24 protein-coding genes are annotated in these 21,407 nt (G+C 31.2%); 2 read left to right on the forward strand and 22 right to left on the reverse strand.

Features of this window, described 5'->3' with window-relative positions; genetic code table 11:
- Positions 1-110: 110 nt before the first annotated feature.
- The 21 genes from HNP99_RS16520 to HNP99_RS16625 all read right to left on the reverse strand — a co-directional run bounded on the left by HNP99_RS16520 (position 111) and on the right by HNP99_RS16625 (position 18,571).
- Positions 111-464 carry a transposase gene (locus HNP99_RS16520; protein ID WP_173854613.1) on the reverse strand — a complete coding sequence of 118 codons (354 nt, stop codon included), beginning with the start codon at positions 462-464 and terminating at the stop codon, positions 111-113.
- A 23-nt stretch (positions 465-487) separates the two neighbouring features.
- On the reverse strand, positions 488-1,471 hold the full coding sequence (locus tag HNP99_RS16525) for an ISAon1 family transposase (RefSeq protein WP_173854614.1): 984 nt from the start codon (positions 1,469-1,471) through the stop codon (positions 488-490).
- The gene (locus tag HNP99_RS16530; protein ID WP_173854557.1) at positions 1,461-1,814 is read right to left on the reverse strand and encodes an ISAon1 family transposase N-terminal region protein; all 354 of its coding nucleotides are present in this window, start codon (positions 1,812-1,814) and stop codon (positions 1,461-1,463) included. Before HNP99_RS16530 ends, HNP99_RS16525 begins: the two co-directional genes overlap by 11 nt.
- A gap of 374 nt (positions 1,815-2,188) precedes the next feature.
- A complete protein-coding gene (locus tag HNP99_RS16535; protein WP_173854558.1) occupies positions 2,189-2,524 on the reverse strand; it encodes a transposase in 336 nt (111 codons plus the stop codon).
- A gap of 512 nt (positions 2,525-3,036) precedes the next feature.
- On the reverse strand, positions 3,037-4,212 hold the full coding sequence (locus HNP99_RS16540) for a TerC family protein (RefSeq protein ID WP_173854559.1): 1,176 nt from the start codon (positions 4,210-4,212) through the stop codon (positions 3,037-3,039).
- 27 nt (positions 4,213-4,239) lie between these two features.
- Positions 4,240-5,751: a helix-hairpin-helix domain-containing protein gene (locus HNP99_RS16545; protein WP_173854560.1), complete on the reverse strand. Its 1,512-nt coding sequence runs from the start codon at positions 5,749-5,751 to the stop codon at positions 4,240-4,242.
- A 3-nt stretch (positions 5,752-5,754) separates the two neighbouring features.
- Positions 5,755-7,164 (reverse strand): PP2C family serine/threonine-protein phosphatase, encoded by a 1,410-nt coding sequence (locus HNP99_RS16550; RefSeq protein WP_173854561.1) that lies wholly within the window; start codon positions 7,162-7,164, stop codon positions 5,755-5,757.
- A gap of 3 nt (positions 7,165-7,167) precedes the next feature.
- Positions 7,168-8,220, reverse strand: coding sequence for a TerY-C metal binding domain-containing protein (locus tag HNP99_RS16555; RefSeq protein ID WP_173854562.1), 1,053 nt, complete (start codon positions 8,218-8,220; stop codon positions 7,168-7,170).
- Positions 8,221-8,466: 246 nt separating this feature from the next.
- Positions 8,467-9,102, reverse strand: coding sequence for a vWA domain-containing protein (locus HNP99_RS16565; protein ID WP_173854564.1), 636 nt, complete (start codon positions 9,100-9,102; stop codon positions 8,467-8,469).
- A gap of 159 nt (positions 9,103-9,261) precedes the next feature.
- Entirely contained in the window at positions 9,262-9,900 is a 639-nt protein-coding gene (locus HNP99_RS16570; RefSeq protein ID WP_173854565.1) for a vWA domain-containing protein, read from the reverse strand.
- 1 nt (position 9,901) lies between these two features.
- Entirely contained in the window at positions 9,902-10,513 is a 612-nt protein-coding gene (locus HNP99_RS16575) for a TerD family protein (RefSeq protein WP_173854566.1), read from the reverse strand.
- A gap of 15 nt (positions 10,514-10,528) precedes the next feature.
- A complete protein-coding gene (locus HNP99_RS16580) occupies positions 10,529-11,080 on the reverse strand; it encodes a TerD family protein (RefSeq protein ID WP_173854567.1) in 552 nt (183 codons plus the stop codon).
- Between the two features lie 4 nt (positions 11,081-11,084).
- Positions 11,085-12,050, reverse strand: coding sequence for a hypothetical protein (locus HNP99_RS16585; protein ID WP_173854568.1), 966 nt, complete (start codon positions 12,048-12,050; stop codon positions 11,085-11,087).
- 20 nt (positions 12,051-12,070) lie between these two features.
- Positions 12,071-13,156, reverse strand: coding sequence for a toxic anion resistance protein (locus HNP99_RS16590; protein WP_173854569.1), 1,086 nt, complete (start codon positions 13,154-13,156; stop codon positions 12,071-12,073).
- Positions 13,157-13,165: 9 nt separating this feature from the next.
- Positions 13,166-13,774 carry a TerD family protein gene (locus HNP99_RS16595; protein ID WP_173854570.1) on the reverse strand — a complete coding sequence of 203 codons (609 nt, stop codon included), beginning with the start codon at positions 13,772-13,774 and terminating at the stop codon, positions 13,166-13,168.
- Positions 13,775-13,778: 4 nt separating this feature from the next.
- Positions 13,779-14,333 carry a TerD family protein gene (locus HNP99_RS16600; protein WP_173854571.1) on the reverse strand — a complete coding sequence of 185 codons (555 nt, stop codon included), beginning with the start codon at positions 14,331-14,333 and terminating at the stop codon, positions 13,779-13,781.
- 2 nt (positions 14,334-14,335) lie between these two features.
- The gene (locus HNP99_RS16605; RefSeq protein ID WP_173854572.1) at positions 14,336-15,142 is read right to left on the reverse strand and encodes a phosphoribosyltransferase family protein; all 807 of its coding nucleotides are present in this window, start codon (positions 15,140-15,142) and stop codon (positions 14,336-14,338) included.
- 9 nt (positions 15,143-15,151) lie between these two features.
- The gene (locus HNP99_RS16610; protein ID WP_173854573.1) at positions 15,152-15,811 is read right to left on the reverse strand and encodes an HAD family hydrolase; all 660 of its coding nucleotides are present in this window, start codon (positions 15,809-15,811) and stop codon (positions 15,152-15,154) included.
- A 10-nt stretch (positions 15,812-15,821) separates the two neighbouring features.
- Positions 15,822-16,580: a TerD family protein gene (locus tag HNP99_RS16615; protein WP_173854574.1), complete on the reverse strand. Its 759-nt coding sequence runs from the start codon at positions 16,578-16,580 to the stop codon at positions 15,822-15,824.
- A 4-nt stretch (positions 16,581-16,584) separates the two neighbouring features.
- The gene (locus HNP99_RS16620; protein ID WP_173854575.1) at positions 16,585-17,160 is read right to left on the reverse strand and encodes a TerD family protein; all 576 of its coding nucleotides are present in this window, start codon (positions 17,158-17,160) and stop codon (positions 16,585-16,587) included.
- A gap of 379 nt (positions 17,161-17,539) precedes the next feature.
- Positions 17,540-18,571, reverse strand: a complete 1,032-nt coding sequence (locus HNP99_RS16625) for a LacI family DNA-binding transcriptional regulator (protein WP_254596885.1) — start codon at positions 18,569-18,571, stop codon at positions 17,540-17,542.
- Positions 18,572-18,756: 185 nt separating this feature from the next.
- Between HNP99_RS16625 and HNP99_RS16630 the strand changes: the two genes are divergently transcribed.
- On the forward strand, positions 18,757-19,779 hold the full coding sequence (locus tag HNP99_RS16630; protein WP_173854577.1) for a sugar kinase: 1,023 nt from the start codon (positions 18,757-18,759) through the stop codon (positions 19,777-19,779).
- 11 nt (positions 19,780-19,790) lie between these two features.
- Complete coding sequence (locus HNP99_RS16635; protein ID WP_173854578.1) at positions 19,791-20,459, forward strand: bifunctional 4-hydroxy-2-oxoglutarate aldolase/2-dehydro-3-deoxy-phosphogluconate aldolase; 669 nt, start codon at positions 19,791-19,793, stop codon at positions 20,457-20,459.
- A 124-nt stretch (positions 20,460-20,583) separates the two neighbouring features.
- Here HNP99_RS16635 and HNP99_RS16640 read toward each other — a convergent pair whose 3' ends face one another.
- Complete coding sequence (locus HNP99_RS16640; protein WP_173854579.1) at positions 20,584-21,159, reverse strand: hypothetical protein; 576 nt, start codon at positions 21,157-21,159, stop codon at positions 20,584-20,586.
- Positions 21,160-21,407: the final 248 nt, after the last annotated feature.

Genomic DNA, 21,407 nt, shown 5'->3' on the forward strand with positions numbered 1-21,407 from the left:
CCGCCTGCGCAGATGGTACTGCAGTTATGTGGGAGAGTATGTCGTCGCCTTTCTTTAAAAACCCCTATCCTTATCGGATAGGGGTTTTTTGTTTTTAATTAATTATGTATTTATGTGGGAGCTCTCCTGAAAGTTTTAGTTATGATCCCTTTTTCATGCCATCGAGCTAATTTGCTTAGACCATAAATTTTATCGGTAGTATTCTCAAAAACATTTCGTAAGTCTTGACATAGCTGGTATGCTTTTTCAATATCAGGATACAATTCGAATAAGAATCTCGCTCTTTCAGTTTGGTTTTCAGTCCATTTTGATTTGTTTTTGCATAAGATATAGCGGCTTCTAGCTAATAATTGCTTAATGGTATCACCGTTTGATAGTATTTTGGGTTCGAATTTAGTTTTTGTGGATTTAGCTTTTTCAATAGCATCATTCTCGATGTTAATTGCTTGCCATCTATATTTAATGGATCAAGCGCAAAAGTTGGGGATTAAGCAAATAATTTAGTTAATCTAAATAGAAAGAAATCAACTTTTCTAACACCTCTGAACTGATTTCTAAAAGCCTTTATTTTAGCATTGAAAGATTCTGCAGAAGCATTAGTGCTTCTATTACCAAAATAATTCAAAATAGAATCATAGTTAATTTTAATGGTATTCATTATTGTATTAAAACTTTTTATTCCTAAGCGCTCAACGTCGTTATACCAGTGTGCTAATTTTTTGATAGCTATTAGTTTATCAGTATTGTTATTGTAAATATTGCGTAATTTTTGACTTAAAAAGTAAACTGTTTTAATTTCTGGATATGCTTCAAATACTATTGTTGCCCTATCTTTTTGACTTTCGCTCCATTTGTTAGGGCTTTTGTAGAGTAGAAACCTGCTCCTGGTGAGTAATTGCCTGGCAGTATCTCCGTTAGAGAATTCTTTAGATATAAAAGGTGCATTGTTGAGTTTAGCTTCTAATATGCTTTGGTTTTCTTGATCTAGCGCCTCCCATTTTAATCTAATGCGAACTTCTTGTACAGCTTCTAAAGCAAGTTTTTGAACATGGAAACGATCTGTTACTTGTGTTGCTTTTGGAAAAGATTTTTTAGCAATTAATTTCATGCTATTAGCCATGTCTAGAGTAATTTCAATAACCTGAGAACGTTTTTTAAAATCTATCCTTTGTAAATGATTAATAACTACTTCTGCTTTTGTTCCAGCAATAATGGCTACAATAGAACCTTTTTTACCTTTTCCTGCTTTATTGGTCACTACGGTATAAAGCTCTCCCATTGAAAAGTTTACTTCGTCTATAGATAAATGACTACCCATGTTTTCAGGGAAAATTAGCCACTCATTTGCAAGTTCTCGTTGTTCCCAATTGGAAAAATTACTAAGATGTTTTTTATATTGTCGTTGCAATTTTTTACCATTAACACCAAAGAAAAAACCAATAGTATGACAATCGTTTGCTTTAGTATCTATTAATTTCTTTTAAAAAATCCGCAAACTCATGAGTCATGCGGGTTCCTTGTGCTACAATATTCCAATCTCGTTGTATGATTTCTTGAGTTTCTTTATCTGTCCAACGACGTCTTTTAATATGGAGATATACGAATTTCCCTCTAAGTGGAAAATCTTGAATAGTAATCTCATGTAAAAAACCTTTTGAAACTAGTTGTCGATTATTATACTCTTTGGGTGGAGCACTCTTTTCTTCAAAAAACAAATGCATTTTCTCTTGTTCAGTTTTGGTATTCACCAAATCAAAGTGTTCAACAATTAATTCTGGCAGTATGAGTTTTAATAGTTCTATATAATTTTCCAAGGGGTACTTTTTTATCTGCTAATTTAATAAAAATCAAATCTCTCCCCAACTTTTAGGATTGATCCGTTTTGGTATTAATAGATGGTGTATTAAAAAGTGTGTGAAAGTTGTTTTTATTGTTTCATTATTCTTTTTAATTCTGCAACTACTCTAAAGGCGGATACAAGGAATTTATATGATTTATTTTCTTTTTCCATAGCTACTGCAACCATTAAAAACAGAACTTATTCAGGACTTGGTATCGATTTTCTTATTTTTAAAACACGTTTGTCGTTCTATCCAGTTAAGTAGAATATACCATTCTTTGTATTGAAATTGGGTAGTCTAAATACGTAAAATAAGTGGTATTCCGCTGGTTTAAAATTGACTTTAAACTAAGATACTCTTTTGTACTTCTCTACGAATTTATATAAATTTTCAAATCCTTTAACAGGTGTTATATCTTTAATGTCAATTGCAAAAACTTGCAATAGTTCTTCTGCTATTTCTAATCTTTTTATTCTGGGAAAAATCGCCAATATATTGCGTTTTATAGGTACTACGCACAATTGATGCTTTATTGTTGGAAATACTTTTGCTGTAGCATTTTCAATGGAACTTAGTCCATCAGAAACCACTAAACCTAGTCTAGAAACTCCTCTAACTTTTAACTCCTCTAATTCATATTGCCACAATAATACCCCTTCAGTTGGGTGATTTATAATACTCAAATCTCCCTTGATCCATCTTCTTTAATACCTAGTATCGTAAAATATCCTTCTTTAGTAACAGATTTATCTCTGCGAGTACGAACTTTCTCAGGCAATAACCATTAGCATAATCTCTTGTGTTCTCCTGCTTCTATAAATGGCGCTCACTTTTCATAAACACGTCATGAGTCATTTGCATGAGTAAATTTGTGTCGTTTTCAAAATTTGCTATCTTCAATAATAATTCCGAAATTTAATTGTGTTTAAGGTTCATTAGCTTATAATTTTATTGATAGTAATTTAAAAACACAACTTTTTTACTTTGCATACTTTTTTAGGACAGTATCCTCCTACCTATTTGAAATCGACAATATCAAAATGAAATAATAAATCTTCGGGTAGAAAATATGAAAATATTGAAAAATCCATTTGCTTTTTCTTTAATTATAGGACTTATTCCCAATTTTTATTTGAGCCAAAAAAAGACCTCTTTTAATGGAGGTCTTTTCAAATTATAGTAAGCATTAATTTTATTATTCCTCAGTAGATTCTGGATACATTATAGACACAATTACAGAAAGCACAAGAATTCCACCCACAATTCCTAATGAAATTGGAGATGGAATATGAAACCATGGAGAAATTAGCATTTTGAATCCAATGAAACTTAAAATTATAGCCAAACCATAAGGTAATTTACTGAACATATGTATAAAATTCGCAAGCAAGAAATATAATGATCTTAACCCTAATATCGCAAAAATATTTGACGTGTAAAGGATAAATGGATCTTTAGATATGGCAAAAATTGCAGGAATACTATCTACTGCAAATAATACATCTGTAAATTCAATTACCGCTACAACAACCAGTAACGGTGTTGCCATCTTCATTCCATTCTGCAAAGTAAAGAATTTGTCACCGTCGTAATTATCTGAAACTTTATAAAATTTTTGCACAAGTTTTGCACCCGCAGTATCACTAAAATCCTCATCCTCATCACCTTCTCCGCTACCCCAAGATTGTATTCCTGCATATATCAAGAACAAACCAAATATTGTCATTACCAAATTAATTGGAGGTAAATCAAGCTGATTTACGTCAAGAAAATATTTAGCATTAACTCCTCCTAAAATAAATAATCCGAAAATTATTGCTAGAATTAAAAATGCTTTTTCATCCTTTAGGAACTTTATAGCTAATCCAATTAAAGAAAGTGCGATTAAACTCCACACCGCATAAAATGTAGTGCTATCATTCTTTAAAAATGATTCCAAATAAGTTAGATTAATAATACCTACTCCAGCAAATATAAATATGGCTCTAAATAGTAAAGCACCTATAATACCCCAAAATAACACTTTATGATGCAGGTGTTTAGGAACTTTAAAAAAGCCAAAAACTAAAATAAAAACAAAGAGATTATCTACTGAAAGTGCTTTTTCAATCCAATATGCTAATTGAAACTGTGTGAATTTTTCTACGGCAACCTCATGTCCACCAGCATCTTGGTTAAAGATATAATATACTACTCCAGAAAACACCATTGAAAGTGAAATCCAAATAACGCTCCAAGTTAACGCTTCTTTTGAAGATACTTCATGTGCTTTTTTGTTAAAGATACCTAAATCTAATAACAGCATTATAAAAATTACTACTGCGAATCCGACTACTAGTCCAGGATGTAAATCGATAATGTTTGTTTCCATTTGTTTAATTAAAGTTATTTAAATTATTTATTTATTGGCCATTGTAATTACTACAACACGTCCACCTTCTTCTTTTGAGAGTAACAATTTTTTTCCATCTGTTAATTCTACCATGCTACCTATAGGGATTTCTTTGTCTTCAGTTACATCTCTTAAAGAGGTCATTTTTTGATTTACTAATACCCATTTATTATTGTGAAAAGTAAAATACCCTACAGGAACCTTTTGCTCAGTACTTAATTTTTCATTTCGAGTGGTATTTCGATTAATATGCCACTGAAAAAGATATTGATTATCATAAACCATTAAACGATGATTCTCTGGTTTCCAAACAGCGTCTTTAAATTGATAATAAAGGTCTAAGATAGGTAATGTTCCTTTATGAGGTGTACCACAAAAGGGACATTTTGGTGAATTTGTGTTATCAAAAACATACCACTTTTGTTCACAAGAACTATTGTAGCATTTTTGCATTAAATCAGTTGTTTTTAATAAACCTATTTCCCATTCCTCAGCAGTTGGTCTTTGCATGGGGTTGTGTAAACCATCTATAAAAACTTTATCAAATAAAGCTTTTAGATAGGGACCTGTAAGTGTGTAAGGCAGTTTATTAACATCGGCCCAAGGTAGATCCCATTTAGAAACTTGGTCTAGTTTGGGTCTATTCATTGCATTGGTAGGGTGTTCAATAAATAGTGCCTTTTCTCCCATTGACAATAAATCATCTTTCTCCGTGTCTAAATCATGCACTTTCCCACCTTTTAAAGGATGTCTATGCAATAAAAACATGTAAATAAGAATAGGCAAAGCGTGCAAATCCGTTAATCTATTTGGCAGTTTTCTGTTTGGATCGTTTTTATTTAAATGTTTAGATGCTAATACTTCTGGAGCAATAAACTCAGCTGTACCTATTACTTCTGCAGGAAACATACCAGGAACAACTAAACCATCTAAATCAATTATACAAGCAGTCTTTTGAACAGGATCAATCAAAACATTTTTATATGATAAATCAGAGTGTGCCAAACCCATAGCATGCATTTTTTTTACTCCACGAGTCAAGTTTACACATACCTGAAAATAACTCAACCAGTCACCTAATTCTGATTTTGCCAGTTTCAGGGGAAACTGAGTATTTCTAAATTTTGCTCCCGCATACCATTTACCTTCTTTCTCATTATCTTTTATTAGATCACTTGTTTCGTATCCCTTTTTAAAAAAATAATTTGAATGATATAAAGGAACAATTATTCCAGTCAAACCATTATAGTCAATAATATCAGTTGGCCATCTAAATACTTCGTTCAAATAATAATCCCCAGCCTCTTTATTTTTAATTTGAGGCAAATAGTAATTTGTGATTTTTTGAAGGCGTTCTTTTTGGTTAAAATCTAATTTGTCTCTATAAATAGCAACAACATATTTCTTATCAGGACTAAAATAAACATCTTTGACACCGCCTCGCATAGGCTCTCCATTATCAACGAATTGATATGATTTAGATTTATCATTAATTGATTGTACCGTAATTGTCTTCATATTCTAATAGATTATTGCAAGAGTTCTGTCATCATGATTTCCGGGATTCCAAAAATCCATCCAATTCGAAAGTTGGTCTGCTATTTCGGCATTTTCATAGTTAAAATCTACTTTAAGACCCTCTTGATTTTCACCTTGTAAATCTACTAGAAATTCATTCCATTTTTCTATTTTTTCTAAATTTGCTTCAACTACAAATTTTGGATCATAAATACCGTCAGTCATTAGCATTAAATAAGAGAAATCATCAACTAGCTTAAACCCAAATCTTGTTTGAAATTGTTCACTCTGAAATATTTCAGGCATGGTTATAAAACGTGTTCCTCCACCAAACTCGCCTACATCTAACCAGTTCATTAGTTTAATTTCAGTCATATCTTTATTAATTAGTCCAATAGGGCAGTCCCCAACTCCAAAACTTAAAATGGCATAACCAAAATCATATTTTTTTACTAGAGTAAAAATTAAAGTAGCATGAAAATCCTTTAATGGTCTTTCTAGTTTAGTAGCAGTTTTTTCTAATTCTTTATTTACAAACCATGCTGCTTTAGAAAGGTTTTCGTAGACAAAACGGCTTATTTTTTTTGAGGTATCTTCTCCTGTTTTATTGTGATGATTAAACAATGTCTCATCAAATTCTTTTAAATTTTCTGGCGTAAAATGTTCTTCAAAATAACTAACTATTAATTCACAAGAGATCTTTGAGCCTTCTCTTGATAAACTTGCAGAACCTGCACCGTCCGAAACTGCCACAACGCTCCAGCCACTATCATTAATATTTTTGTACGTAAAATGATCATCTCTAAAAGAACCCACATTAGCATGACTTCTACCTCTTTTAGAAGCAATAACTATTTTCTTATCTAAAAAATCACTTGATGTTGAAACATTATCTTCCTTCCAAAAAGGGTCATCTTGATCACTTTCAATATTTTTCCACAATGATTTTGGATCGGGATTTATAATTAAAGTGATTGTTTTTACATTAGGAGTAATATTGTCATCTTCTCCTTCAACACGAAATAAAATTTGTATTTTTAGATCACCACTTATTTTTGGGTTTCCAAAAAGTATTTTGTCTTCGGGGTTGAATTCTAAACCAATTTGTTCTAGACCTTGAATTTCAAAAGATATGAAGTCGCTCCAACCAAGTTTGTCAAAGTCAATTTTTGTTTCATAATTTTTATTTACTGTTCCATTAGGTAATGAAATAGATTGCGAAATGATATCATCAATTCTTGTTTTTAATTTCCAATTGACCATAATCTTTCTCTGATTTTCTTGAATTATTTTTACGGAATTAATATTCTCTTCATTTTCAATAAAGGATTTAAAGAGCGCAGCTTTATTAGCCGTAATATCGATCTTATTTTGCGATAAAAATGCTTTGATGTATTTTTCTATCTCTTCCATAGATTAGCCTTGTGTCCTATTAACATCAAAACCACCGCCGCCAGTACCGTATCTACCTTGATTATCACACCAAGGACAGCTACTTATTTCTTCTTCACCAATACAATGTATTTTACCACAAGTACAAACAGCAAATGCAATTTGATTCCCGCAGCAAGGACAAGTGGGGCCACCTATCAACTCATCACTATTGACGGTATTGTTGAAACTAGTATTATCAGCTAATTCAAAATAGGAATTGTCAATTTGATAAGCTCCAACTAATTTATAGCTTTTAGTGCTTAATTCAACACCAGCAAATTGTGAGGGTACGATTGTTTTTCGGTATTTCATTAAATAAGGTCTTTTAGTATTTTGACACTTACCATTAAGAACAACAAAATTATCATCGACCGACTGATTGTTAGTATTTAATTTTTCTAAATTAATTTTAGAAAGCGTTTCACCATCTAATTTTGCTAATTCAAAGCCTGTAGTGTTATTTTCAACACTTATACTGCTTGTTTTGATAGAATCAGTTACCCATTTAAAAAACTCTTTGTAAGATTGAACATTGGTGTTTTTAAATTCTAACACTGTGTCAGTTAATTCAGATAATAGTTTAGCGTCTGTATTATTTCCAAATGAAACAGCTATTAAGTTGGCTGCTTTACTCCAATTTTGTTTCCATTCATTGATAGCTGCTTTACTATCATCAGTAGGCACTCCGTCAGTAAATAGAAAAATAATAGGTTTCCAATCACCTTTAACTTCATAGGTCGTTTTGACAATGTTAGTTCTTAGTTCATGCATTAAATGTCCTAAACCTTTACTTAAAGAAGTACCACTACCGATAGGGAATTTGGGAGGGTAGAAACTCACAATTTCTTGTAAAGGAACTAAAGTTTTAGGCTGTCCTGCAAAAACTATTATAGATACAAAAACGGTTTCTAAAGCATGGGGATCCGTCTTTAATGCTTGGATAATAGTGGCCAATCCTTCTTCAACTTGTTGAATAGGTTCCCCAACCATTGACTCTGAAATATCAATTAAGAAATATATAGGTAATCTTCTCATTTTAGAAAAATATTAGGAGAGTTAATAAAATAATCAGCAACACTATTTGTGACATATCAATTGATAAACCGTATCCCACTTGGAAAGGTTTTATCATGTTTTTAAAAAAAATAAATATCGGTGAAAAAATGCTATTAAAAAAATCAAAGATTTTCTTGTACTGAGGATTTAATTTGTTTTTGTAGGGTAATAATTTTGAATATAAAAACAGCCCTATAATCAAAATACTTATTAAAATTTTTGCTATCATATTACAACAGTTATTTCACTTGGAGGCGGAGGCAACGTAGTACTTTCTCCTGTTCCTTGGCTTTTATTACCTTGCTCAATAGTTTCAGATACCCACTTGAAAAACTGTTTTAATGTAGCACTATCAGCAGAGTCTAGGTGCACCACATTTTCAGTTAATTCTTTTAAAATTTGATCGTCAGCTTTTGGTCCAGCAGCACAACCAACAACGGCACCAAAGTTTAATCTTTTGATTTCGATAATTTTTTCTCTGTAAAGAGGCATATCAGAGGGTTTACCATCGGTGAAAACAAAAAGTAGTGGTTTCCAATCTCCTTTTTGCGTAGGCGAACTTTTTATTACATTAGTTGTCACTTTTTCAATTACAAATTCTAAACCTGCTCCTGTATTTGTTGGGCCACTTTGAGGACATATTATTTCTGGAAGTTGAAAACTAACTAATTCAGTTAACGGAGCAACTTCAATTACTTCACGGTCGTAAGTTATAATGCTAATCCATAGCGAATCTAATGCCTGAGCATCTGACCGTAATGTATTTATCATGCCACTTAAAGCATTGTTTAATGCTTGTATTGGCTCACCACGCATTGAACCTGATGTATCTAATAAAAAATAAACGGGTAATCTTCTCATGTGTTTTTTTAGATAATAAATTAATTAAAGACTTCCTAAAGTAATTTTTACTGTTATTAAGAACATAAAACCTTCGATTTTCACAAAGGTTTTATGTTTTGTATTCTATATAAGTCACTTTACTGACATTTAAAGCAATGTTTTAAAGAATCATAATCGTTAAACAACAATATTTAATTCCGAGGGTGGTGGAGGCAATTCATCTAATCCAATTACTTCTTTTCCAGATTCCTCCACCTTTGTGGAACTCACTCCAATTGAAGCGGTCACCCATTGAAAGAATTTACCAATACTTGCACTATCAGCAGTATCTAAACTAACTACATTGTCTGTAATTTGTTTTAATATATTAGTATCTGCACCATTTCCTGCAGCACAAGCTACAGTAAACGCCACTTTAGTTTTCTTGAATTCATTTAAACCGCTTTGCCAATCATCAGTAGGTATTCCATCAGTCATTATAAAAACTAATGGTTTCCAATCTCCTTTTTGCTCCGTGGTTGTTTTTTGAACTTCAGTATTAATTTTATTACTGACTAGTTTTAAAGCTTCTCCTAAAGCTGTAACTCCGGTAGCTTTAATATCTACCATTTGGAAAGAAGCTAAATCAGTTAGCGGAATTATTTGCTGTGCCGTAGTATCAAAAGTGATAACGCTTAAAAAAGCAGTTTCAATAGCTTGAGGATTTTGTCTTAATGAACTAATCATTATTTGTACCCCATTTTTTACAGCTTCTATTGGTCCTCCTGACATGGAACCAGAGGTGTCTAATAATAAATATACGGGTAGTCTTCTCATGTTATAAATATTGATTGGTTACAGTATTGACTGTTTGCTCTAATTTTTTATCCTTAGTAGGTTCTCCAATAGCATTGAATTTCCATTCTCCGTTTTTCTTATAAAAAACACCCATAACCATAGAAACGTGACCAGCAAAACCGGAACCATTTGCAATATCAAATGTTGCGAAGACTTCATTAACTCTTGTTGGTGTACCTTCATAAATTCTTATTGAAGCAAAAGGAATGGTACCAAAGTCATGTCCTTGAAAGCTATTTAATACAAATGCTACATAACTACAAGAAGCGCTTAATCTTGAAAAATCTACAGTTATAATTTCATTGTCTAATCCATCATCACCCCCCATATCTCCAGTCAAATCATCACCACTATGAGCAATTGAACCGTCTTTAGATCTTAGCTGACCGAAATATATAATGTCTATTAAATTTTTATTATCATCATATAAAGCACATGATGCATCTAAATCTACTGCCTCCTTTGATTTTCCACCGAACCAGCCTTTTTTCTCTATTGCCCCCCAGTTTATTCCAACACAAATATTTTGTAATTTATTACCATTACTTTTTTCTAGGTTTATTCTTTGTCCTTTAGTTAAGTTAATTGCCATTTTATATTTTTTTTTTTAGTTATACTTATTTAAATAATCTTGTAACCCGCCTTTCATACCAATTCCTACGGCTTCAAATTTCCACTCGTCGTTTCTTTTGTAAATTCTACCAAATTCAACTGCTGTTTCAATAGAAAAATCTTCATCTAATTCGTATTTTACTAACTCTGTATTGGTTTGGTCAACAATTCGAATAAAAGAGTTACGAACTTGTCCAAAATTTTGTCTCCTAGTATCAGCATGGTGGATTGTTACCACAAAACAAATTTCTTTGATATCTGCCGCTATTTTTGATAAATCGATTACAACTTGTTCATCATCGCCATCTCCCGCACCAGAAAGGTTGTCTCCAGAATGCGTAACAGCACCATCAGGTGACTTTAAATTATTATAATAGACAAAATGATTTTCATTACTGATTTTACCATTTTCTCCAACAAGAAATACGCTTGCATCTAAATCAAAATCTTCACCAGTACTACTGGAATTACTATCCCAACCAAGTCCTACAGTGAATTTGGGTGCATCGATAGATTGTCTTTGTCCTTTTTCTAAATTAATAGCCATAATTCTAATTAATATTAATGTTTAACATTGCCTTTAAAATATTTGTTTGCTCATCTACATTTTGTAAATCATCTAAGAAATCTACTGATGAAATTTTTTGTAAATATTCATTTAATACTATTTGGACATCATCTGTTAAATCAGTTTTTACTGTTTTTAGTTTTTTATTTAATGCTTTATTCTTTGTTTTTAAATCTTCTACAATTTCATTTTTACCAGAATAATTTTTAGAAATATCAAGACCTTCTCTGTCTTCTTCATTTAAAAAGAAAAAGGATTTATTGTTCATTATGTAAATAAACAAATCATTAGAATCTCTAAACTGGTATACTTCAATTACTTCATTTTTACAAACTAACCCACATAAGAACTTAACTTTGAAGTTTAAAATATTTAAGCGCCCTAAAAGTTTTTTTTCTACAATAGCACTTTTATTCTCATAAGTTTTTCTATCAAAACAAACTAATTCCTGATACTTTTCCAAGGATATTTCTCTGTAGTAATCAGCTTTGAAATCATTTGAAAAATTTGTAATCTCGTTCCAGTTAAAAGCTTTGTCATCATCAGTCACAAACATTTTATACATCTCCTCTAGTTTTAGAGACATTGTTTGTGAATGCAACCTTATGCGTTGAGAAATTCTTTTACTATCAATCTCTGAATTTATTTTAGAGATGTAATCATCATTTATATAAATCTCATCAGACAATAATAAATACTGCTGTTCCTTATTTTTCTTTATTTTTTGAAATAAATTGATAAGGGTATCCGTATACTGAATGTGAAAAAGTTCGAGCTTGTTGGTGTCGAGATCCTTGTTTTTTTCAAAAAGATTGTGAATTATTTTTGTTCGAATTATTATGCTAATAAAATCCTGATGGTTAAAAAAGTTGGACAACAACTTTAAAACCAACAGTCTTTTTTTACTATCACTAATTATTTGAGCAAAAAACTCTTCGTCATTTTGCATTATTGTCCTTATTGATGTTGTTAACTAACAACAGATTTTTTTAATTCACTTTCAAGACTTTGTAAACCAGCATCAAGTTGTCTTCGCGTTTCAGTACCTTGTTCGTGAATTTGTTTTACCTCTGTTAAGGTATCAATTAATGATTTTGTTGTCATTTTTAAAGTTTCAAGAGATACAATTGTATTTTCATTTTCTCTAGCTACTTCAATACTATTTTGTTTTAGCATTTCTGCATTTTTCTGTAAAATAGTATTTGTTGTTTCAGAAACTCTACGTTGTACTTCAATATTTTGCTTTTGTCTTTGTAAAGCAACAGCAAGTGTTAATTGGTTTTTCCAAACCGGCATTGTTGTCGTCAAAATAGATTGCGCTTTTTCAGCAATTGAAACATTGTTATTTTGTACTACTCTAATTTGTGCTAAAGACTGTAACATGATAAAACGTACAATTTTCATATCAGCAAGACGTTTGTCTAATCTATTGATGTAAGTTTTCTTGTCAGAGATCTGGTAGTCTTGATACTGGGCACTATTAGCTTCCATTTGAACAAGCTCTTCATTTAATTCAGCAAATCTTATTTGCCCGCCAATAATGTGTTTCTCCATCTCTTTAATAAGATTCACATTGCCATCAAACATTGTTTGTAATGAAGTATTGTCTTTAACAGAATTGATCATTCCTGCTTTTACTTTATTACTTATTTTGTCAACATTTACGGTGATTTTATCATATTGCTGAAACAATTTTTTTACGTCTATAACTAATTTATTCAAAATAGGAATTTTAGACATAAACCTTTTCACGGGTCCTTGATCTAATTCATCTACATCTACATAATTAAGTTCAGTCAATAAATCATTGATCAATGTTCCTACTTCTCCAGAATTGTAAGTTCTAACATTGTGTAAGAAAGTATCACTTTGTTTTGAAATCGAATTTTGAATTTCAGATCCATAATTTAAAATAGAATTGACATCATTCTCATTTAATTGACTCGTTATTGATTTGTAATTGCCTTTTTCTGATTCAGAAATAGTTTCTAAATTTACATTTCCGTCTTTATCAATCAATTTTTGATTGTCTGAAATTGTTGGTAAATTGTCCATATATTGCTTTTATAGGTGATCTTGTTGAATTGTAATAATGGTTTCTTCTAATTTTCTGTCGGTCGTAGAAACACCGATTGCATTAAATTTCCAGTCGTTATTTTTTTTATAAAAAACACCTAGTACCATTGATACTTTTCCTGAAAATGTAGCATCGTTTGCAATGTCATAGCGAGCAAATTCCTCAGTAACTCTTTTTGGAGTTCCTTCATAAATCCTAATTGACGCAAACGGAATATCTTTAAAATCTTGCCCTCTAAAGCTATTGACATAAAAAGCAACATAACTAGCATTAGGAGATAATTTTGAAAAATCTAATGTTATTACTTCATTATCTAATCCATCATCACCGTTTAAATCTCCAGTTAAGTCATCACCACTATGCAGAATTGCGCGATCGTTTGATTTTAATTTTTGAAAATTTACAGAATCTATATGATTTTTATTTTCATCATAAATGGCACAGCTTGCGTCTAGATCTACAGCCTCTTTCTTTTTACCAAAAAGACCTTTTTTTTCTATTGCTCCCCAATTAATACCAACACAAATATTTTGTAATTTAGTTCCGTTGTTCTTTTCTAAATTAATTCTTTGTCCTTTTTCTAAATTGATTGCCATTCTATTAATTGTATTTGTTTAAATAATCTTCTAATCCACCTTTCATTCCTGCACCAATAGCTTCAAATTTCCATTGACCGTCTTTGTTGTAAATTCTTCCAAATTCAACAGCAGTTTCTATAGAAAAATCTTCTTCTAACTCATAGTTAACTAACTCTACATTATTACTGTCATCAACAATTCTAATGAAAGAATTACGAACCTGACCAAAGTTTTGTTTTCTATTCTCAGCATCATGTATTGTTACTACAATACAAATTTCTTTAACAGATCCGTCTATTTTGCTTAAATCAATTTTAACTTGCTCATCATCACCATCACCATCACCAGTTAAATTATCACCAGTATGAATAACTGATCCATCTGGAGACTTTAAGTTGTTGTAAAATATAAAATGTGCATCAGAAATAATTTTTTTATTATCTCCTAAAATGAATACTGAAGCATCTAAATCAAAATCTACACCTGTCGTGCTACTATTAGTATCCCAACCTAAACCTATTGTAAATTTTGGTGCGTTAATGTTTTCTCTTTGTCCTTTTTGTAAATTGATTGCCATTTTTAAGTTGATTTTATTGTTTTTAAATTATTTAAATACTCGCTAATCTGATGATAATTATTACTTATTGCTAATAGAAAAAGTTCTTCTCGAACCTTAAATGTAATACTTTCTAAAAAGAGGTGTAAATCCTTTTCGTTAAAGTTTAAAATGTACTTTATGATTCGGGTGTTAAATTGAAAATCATCTCGATTAACTACAGTTATTATTTCATTAACTCCTTTTACTGAAAAATAGTTCAAATAATTCTCAATATTAGGATGAATTTCTTTATTTGTTAATTCAGCAAAGTAGACAAATAAAAACTTTCCATCAACATTATATTGACTTAAGATTTTATTAATGGTGAATTCATGACTTCCAGTAATTTTAATATCATCAACAAATACACAAAACTTATCGTTTATAAATTCTTTATCAATGTAATACGTATCATTAGAAATTAACTTTACACGCTCTTCAAAATCTAAATTTCCATAATCAGTTACATAGGTTTGGTTTCTAAATATTTTAGATTCGATTGCTGCCTTTCTATCATTTTCAAATAAAAAAATGTTTAAATATTCTTTAAAATAAAAACATAAAAAGTTAGAGGCCGTAGGAATTGATAAATAGGGACTCGGTAAAATGATGATTTCCTCTTGTTTTAAAATTGTATCACCGTGGATGATTATAAAATCATCAAAAAGTTTTTTTGCAAAAGACTTTGCGTAAAATTTATCACCAAATTTAAACCAACTGTAATCTGATGGGTTAAAACTAAAGGCATCTGCCGCTGCTATTTTATGTAAACTGTAACTCTGATTCACGTTCTATATTTATATTAATAATGCACTAAACCCAAATTTTAAAGCACCATCACGGTCTGCTATTGGGTTATCTCCTACATGTAAAACTCTTTTTTTCTCTACAAACTCTTTTTCACAAACCTGATCATAAACTAGTTTAAACATGTCTTGATTGGGCTTTGAAATTCCAGTTTCGTCTGAATACAATTGGAATGAAAAATAATCATTTAAATCATAATGAGTTAAAAGTTTTCTTAATGTAAACCCTTTTATAAACCCCGTATTGCTTAAAATGTTAATTGTTTTTCCTTTTTCAGTAACTTCTTTAAATAATAAGCCTATGTTAGGGTCAATTAAGTTGGGCTTATACTGCATAAACAATAATTCAGTTTCAGTGTAAAACGCCTCTAATTTGATTGCATCAATTACTTCTATCTTAACATTTAGGGAGTTTAAAATTAAATAATAAATTTCAAACGTATTAAAGTTGAGCCCTGTTTTTTCATTAATACTGTTGCACAATACATCATAATACCGTACTACTTCATTCACTTTTTCTATCGAGTCTTCAATTTCAAAGTAATCTTTAAATAATTTGTTTCTCTTACTTTTAAACTCTGGATTTGACTTTATTAAAGTGAGCCAAAGATCAAAGGAAAGATGGTTGTAATTTGCGTAATCTAATTTCAATTGATTGTTTTTAATTAATATATTTTTTTAAAACATCGACAAAATTGTCTGTATGTAGTGGCTCTCCAATTGCTCTAAATTTCCAGCCGTTATTATGACGGTAGGTTTCCCCAAAAACTAAAGAATGTTTATTTTCTAATTCGGGACTGTTTGAAAGGGTGTATTTCGCAATTTCCTTATTATTACTATCACATGCTCTTATAAAAGCATTTTCTACTTTACCAAATTGTTGGTTTTTTTGAATACCTTGATAAATACAAACTAAAAATACTATTTTTTCAATTCTTGCAGGAAGTGATTCTAATTTAATAATAATTTGTTCATCATCACCGTCACCTTCTCCAGTCAAGTTATCACCAGTATGAACCATAAGTTCACCATTGCTTAGTAGTTGATTGATTTTTTGTTGTATAGTATGTTTTGGTGTTCCTTCAGGAAAAAGCATATTAGAGGTACCTGTTCCAGATGGAAAAGTCATGCTATTAAAAAACACAACATCTCCACCATGCAATCCTACTTTTTGACCATTAGAAAACACTAATTCTTTCCCTAGATTGGCTACTTTCCCATTTGAATCTAATAAAAATGCGATGACATCTAAGTCAAATTCTTCTTCTTTATTTGTTCCAAATAATTTACCTAAAAAACTGCCCTCTTTTTGTTTAACGTCCCAACCTAATCCAATAGTCACTTTCGATAAATCGAATGATTCTCCTTTATCATTTTTACGCAGGTCAATTGTTTGTCCTTTTTGAAGATTTATTGCCATATATTTATTTGATTATTTGTCCACTATAGTATTTTTCAAGGAAGAAGCTTAAATCTGCTTTGTAACCAATACCAGAAGCTTCAAATTTCCAGTTTCCATTTCGTTTATACAATCTTCCAAACTCAACACCCGTTTCAATAGAAAAGTCTTCATCTAGTTCATATTTTGCTATTTCTTCACCACTGGCATCATCAACAATTCTAATATACGAATTTCTAACCTGACCAAAATTTTGCTTTCTTCTTTCAAAATCTTCAATCGTTACCACAAAAAGTACCTCTTGAACATTACTGTCAATTTTATTTAAGTCAACTCTTATTGCTTCATCATCATCACCATCACTATTTCCACCTGTAGGGTCATCTCCTGTGTGCTCTAAAGCACCATCAGGTGAGTTAAGGTTATTGTAAAATATAAAGTAATCTTCCCCTAACAATTTTCTTTCGGAATTAATCATAATTGCTGATGCGTCGAGGTCAAAATCATTGCCTGTTCCTTCATTAGGGTCCCAACCTAATCCTACAGTTATTTTGGATAAACCAATATCAATTTTTTGTCCTTTTTGTAAATTTATTGCCATAATCAATTTAAGTTAAGTTTCACACATTTAGCAATGAAACAGGTGTGTTTTTAATAATATTAATTTTTTCACAGCATAAAACTATCAATTTTAATTTTACTGCTTGTATATTTCATCAAATTTATTTTTAATTTAATAATTTTTTTAAGAATATACCGTCTGTTATTTTTATAACTGATTTTGTAAAAATGCTTGGATTAGCTGATTTTAAAGAGATGCTCTTCAAATTTGTCCTTTTGCTGATTGTAAATAAATAGCTATTATTTTAAAATAGCAATACCCACTTTTAGTGATATTATAAAAAGGAGAATTTCTAATGGAAAACTTTATCCAATTCAAAAGTAAATCTTTAAATATCGACTCACTTTAATGAAGTTTTTTAAATCCTCTGTCTATTAGAAGAGTTTCGAATTAAAAGTTGGGCTTCGAGGATGATTTTGTTTAAGGAAACAACTTTTTTAGGGTACTTGATTCGGTCTAGAAAAGCTAGGGCAGCTTGTTTTCCTATTTCGGCACTAAATTGGTTTATTGTAGAGATTTCGGGTTTGATAATAGTCCCAAAAGGTTCATTACCAAAACCTACTAACGCTATTTCATCGGGAACACGTATGCCTTCTTCTAATAAAACTTGCAAAGCACCTAAGGCAGCGTTGTCACTTGCAGCATAAACACCGTCAGGTCTGTTTTTTGAATCTAATAAGGATTTCATGATGCGCCTGCCGTCTTCAATTTGCAAGTTACTTTCGATAATTAAATCATTTTGTATAGGCAAGCCAAATTTTTCTAATGCATCCTTAAAACCTCGAATTCTGTTTTTAAAAATTCGGGTGTGGCTGAATCCGGTGATGTGAGCAATGCGTTGGCATTTTTGTGCTACTAAATGCTCAACGATCAAATGGCTGCAGTTGTAATCATCAATACCAATATAATCTACCTCTAAATCATTTTCTCCACGGTCAAATAAAATTAAAGGAACACCTTTGTCTTTAATTTTTTTATAGAAATCAAAATCAACGGTTTCATTAGCAATGGAAGCAATGATACCGTCTACTTGAATATTGAGTAAGTTATCAATGCTTTCACATTCTTTTTTGTAGGTATCGTTACTTTGCGCCATAATCACACTGTAACCATTTTCATTTAAAACAGCTTCAATATTCTCAATAACCGATGCGTAGAAATTAGTATTGATGCGAGGCACAATTAATCCTACTAAATTACTTTTTCCTTTGCGTAAAGCACTTGATAAAAAATTAGGTTGGTATTGCAGTTTAATTGCTGCTTCTTGTACAGCCGCTTTGGTTTTATCACTAATTCTAGGGTGATTGTTTAAAGCCTTAGAAACAGCCGAAGGGGTTAGTCCTAAAGTAGCTGCAATATCTTTTAGGGTTGTTTTTTTCTTTATTTCCAATTTTTTTCTACATTTGTTCCATCGATTGAACAAATGTACTTTCTTTTTCCAAAATAACATAATTTAGGAACAAAGAATATAAAGTACCAGATAAAGTAGGATAAAGGATAGTAATATTCTTTTATTTTTATCGAAAAGTTCAATCGATTGAACTAATCAAAAAACAACTAAAAAAATAGTAAGAAATGGAAAAAATAGTCACTTTTGGCGAAATTCTATTGCGTCTTTCTACCGAAAGACATTTGCGATTCTCCCAGTCTGAATCCTATAAAGCTACCTATGGCGGTGGTGAATTTAATGTTGCAGTTTCCTTAGCAAATTACGGAATGAATGTGGAGTATGTTACCCGTTTACCAGACAACGAATTAGGGATTTGCGCTGTAAAAGAAATGCGAAAACTAAATGTTGCCAATCAAAACGTATTGCTAGATGGAGAACGCATTGGAATCTATTTTTTAGAAACAGGAGCAGGAACTCGTGCGAGTAATATTGTTTACGATAGAGCCCACAGTGCGATGGCAACTTTACAAAAAGGAATGTTCAACTGGAGAGAAATTCTAAAAGATGCTACTTGGTTTCATTGGAGTGGTATAACTCCTGCGTTATCCGCATCTGCTGCTGAGGCTTGTTTAGAAGCTATTGAAATTGCCCACGAAATGGGAATTACAATTTCGACCGACTTGAATTACCGTTCTAAACTATGGAAATATGGAAAAGCTCCTAAAGAGATCATGCCAAAAATGTTGCAGTACAGCAATATTATCTTAGGTGATATTGATACAGCAAATTTTATGTTAGGAACACCAGATGTAAACCCTAATTATGACGATTTAGAAGCCTTACCTACTTTGTATGATAAATTATTTAAAGTATGCCCCAATTTAAAATATGCAGCTACAACTTTGCGTTATTCCATAAGTGCTTCGCATCAACGTATTGGCGGAATTTTATATGATGGTGAAACCGTTTATAAAGCAGCGGTGCAAGATGTAACTCCTGTAGTGGATCGTGTAGGTAGTGGGGATGCTTTTATGGGTGGTTTAATTTATGGATTAAACGAAAAACCATTTGATAAACAACGCGCTCTTAACTTTTCAGTAGCGGCTTGTTGCCTGAAACATACTATTTCAGGAGATTATAATTTAGTAACTAAAGCAGAGATCGAAAAATTAATTGAAGGTGATTTTTCAGGAAAAGTATCACGATAAAAAATAGCAATATGGCACAATTTACACGAATAGAAGTAGCGCAAGCAATGAATGATACGGGAATGATTCCGTTATTTTTTAGTAATGATATAGAATTGAGTAAAGAGATCTTAAAAGCTTGTTACGATGGAGGGGCTAGGCTAATGGAGTTTACTTCAAGAGGAGATTTTGCACATGAAATTTTTGGTGAACTTACTAAATATGCTATCAAAGAATTGCCTGGAATGATCATGGGAGTAGGGTCTGTTACGGATGCAGCGGCAGCTTCTTTATACATGCAATTAGGAGCTAATTTTATAGTTACTCCAGTATTAAGAGAAGATATTGCTATTGTTTGTAACCGTAGAAAAGTATTGTGGTCACCAGGATGTGGAACTCTTACAGAAATTACCAGAGCAGAAGAACTAGGTTGTGAAGTTGTAAAACTTTTTCCTGGAGATTTATATGGTCCAGAATTCATAAAAGCAATAAAAGGACCGCAACCATGGACTACAATTATGCCTACAGGAGGTGTGAACTTAAGCGAAGAAAATTTGAAAGGATGGTTTGACGTAGGTGTGCACTGTGTAGGAATGGGATCGCAATTGATTAGTAAAGATATTATTGCAAACAAAGATTACGCAGGATTAACGCAACGCGTGAAAGAGGTATATGCAATTATTGCAAAACTGAGAGCTTAATTTTGTGTTTTAGAAAATAGAATAGAGATTTTCTCAAATTACTTTGTAAAAAAGGCAATTCAATTAATTTGAATCGCCTTTTTTATTTGGAGTAATTGTATGGAGGTTACTTACTTTATGATAGTTATAAAACCTCAAAACTATCCTGATACGTAATCACAGAATCACTTTTTATAAACTCAAAGCACTGCTTTTTATAATTTATATCTGTTAATATTTTTTCTTTTTTAAATTCGGTTGTATTGAATTTAAAATCTTTTATATTTAAATAGTGTTCCTCAATTTCTAATTGTTGGGAAACAATTAAGCCTATCGTTTTTTGGATTACATAGATTCCTTTCTCAAAATCATTAGCAATAAAAGTATGATTTTTTTCTAAGTTGAATAACGGGAACAATACAATTTCATTGAATAATTCATGAGCTTGTATTTTGAGTACTTTTTTTCGGTTGAACCAAATTTCGATATGACTTTTTGTTGTGTTCAACATTCCACTAACCAGCGTATTTTCAAGATCATGTATAGATTTAACTTTGGTATTTTTTAATCCGTGGTAGAAAAAAGGGTCTATGAGTAACTCCGGAAGGCTACGGTTTTTTTTAATTGCAATGGTATTCCATTTTTGGTAGGTTGTAGCATCCAATTTTAATTGACGAATTTCGATTCCTTCGCCAAATGTATTTATTTTTATTTTGGGCATCGTTTTGAATTATTCTGGGTAAGTGTAGGTGGTATTTTAGTAAAGTACGAGAATTAGTTAATAGCCCAGTAAACATCAACTTAGTCAAGTTCACCATAAATATTATTCGTTAAGCTAGATATTTTAAGAATTAGTATAGTGTTCTTTATTTTTTATGAATTCGGTTTGTACTTTTATTTTTAGTAATCTACAAGGATTAAATTAATGCGTATTTGTTTCATATTATAGTAATTAGCGCTACAAAGATA

The organism is Flavobacterium gelidicaeli (assembly GCF_013294005.1).
GTDB lineage: Bacteria > Bacteroidota > Bacteroidia > Flavobacteriales > Flavobacteriaceae > Flavobacterium.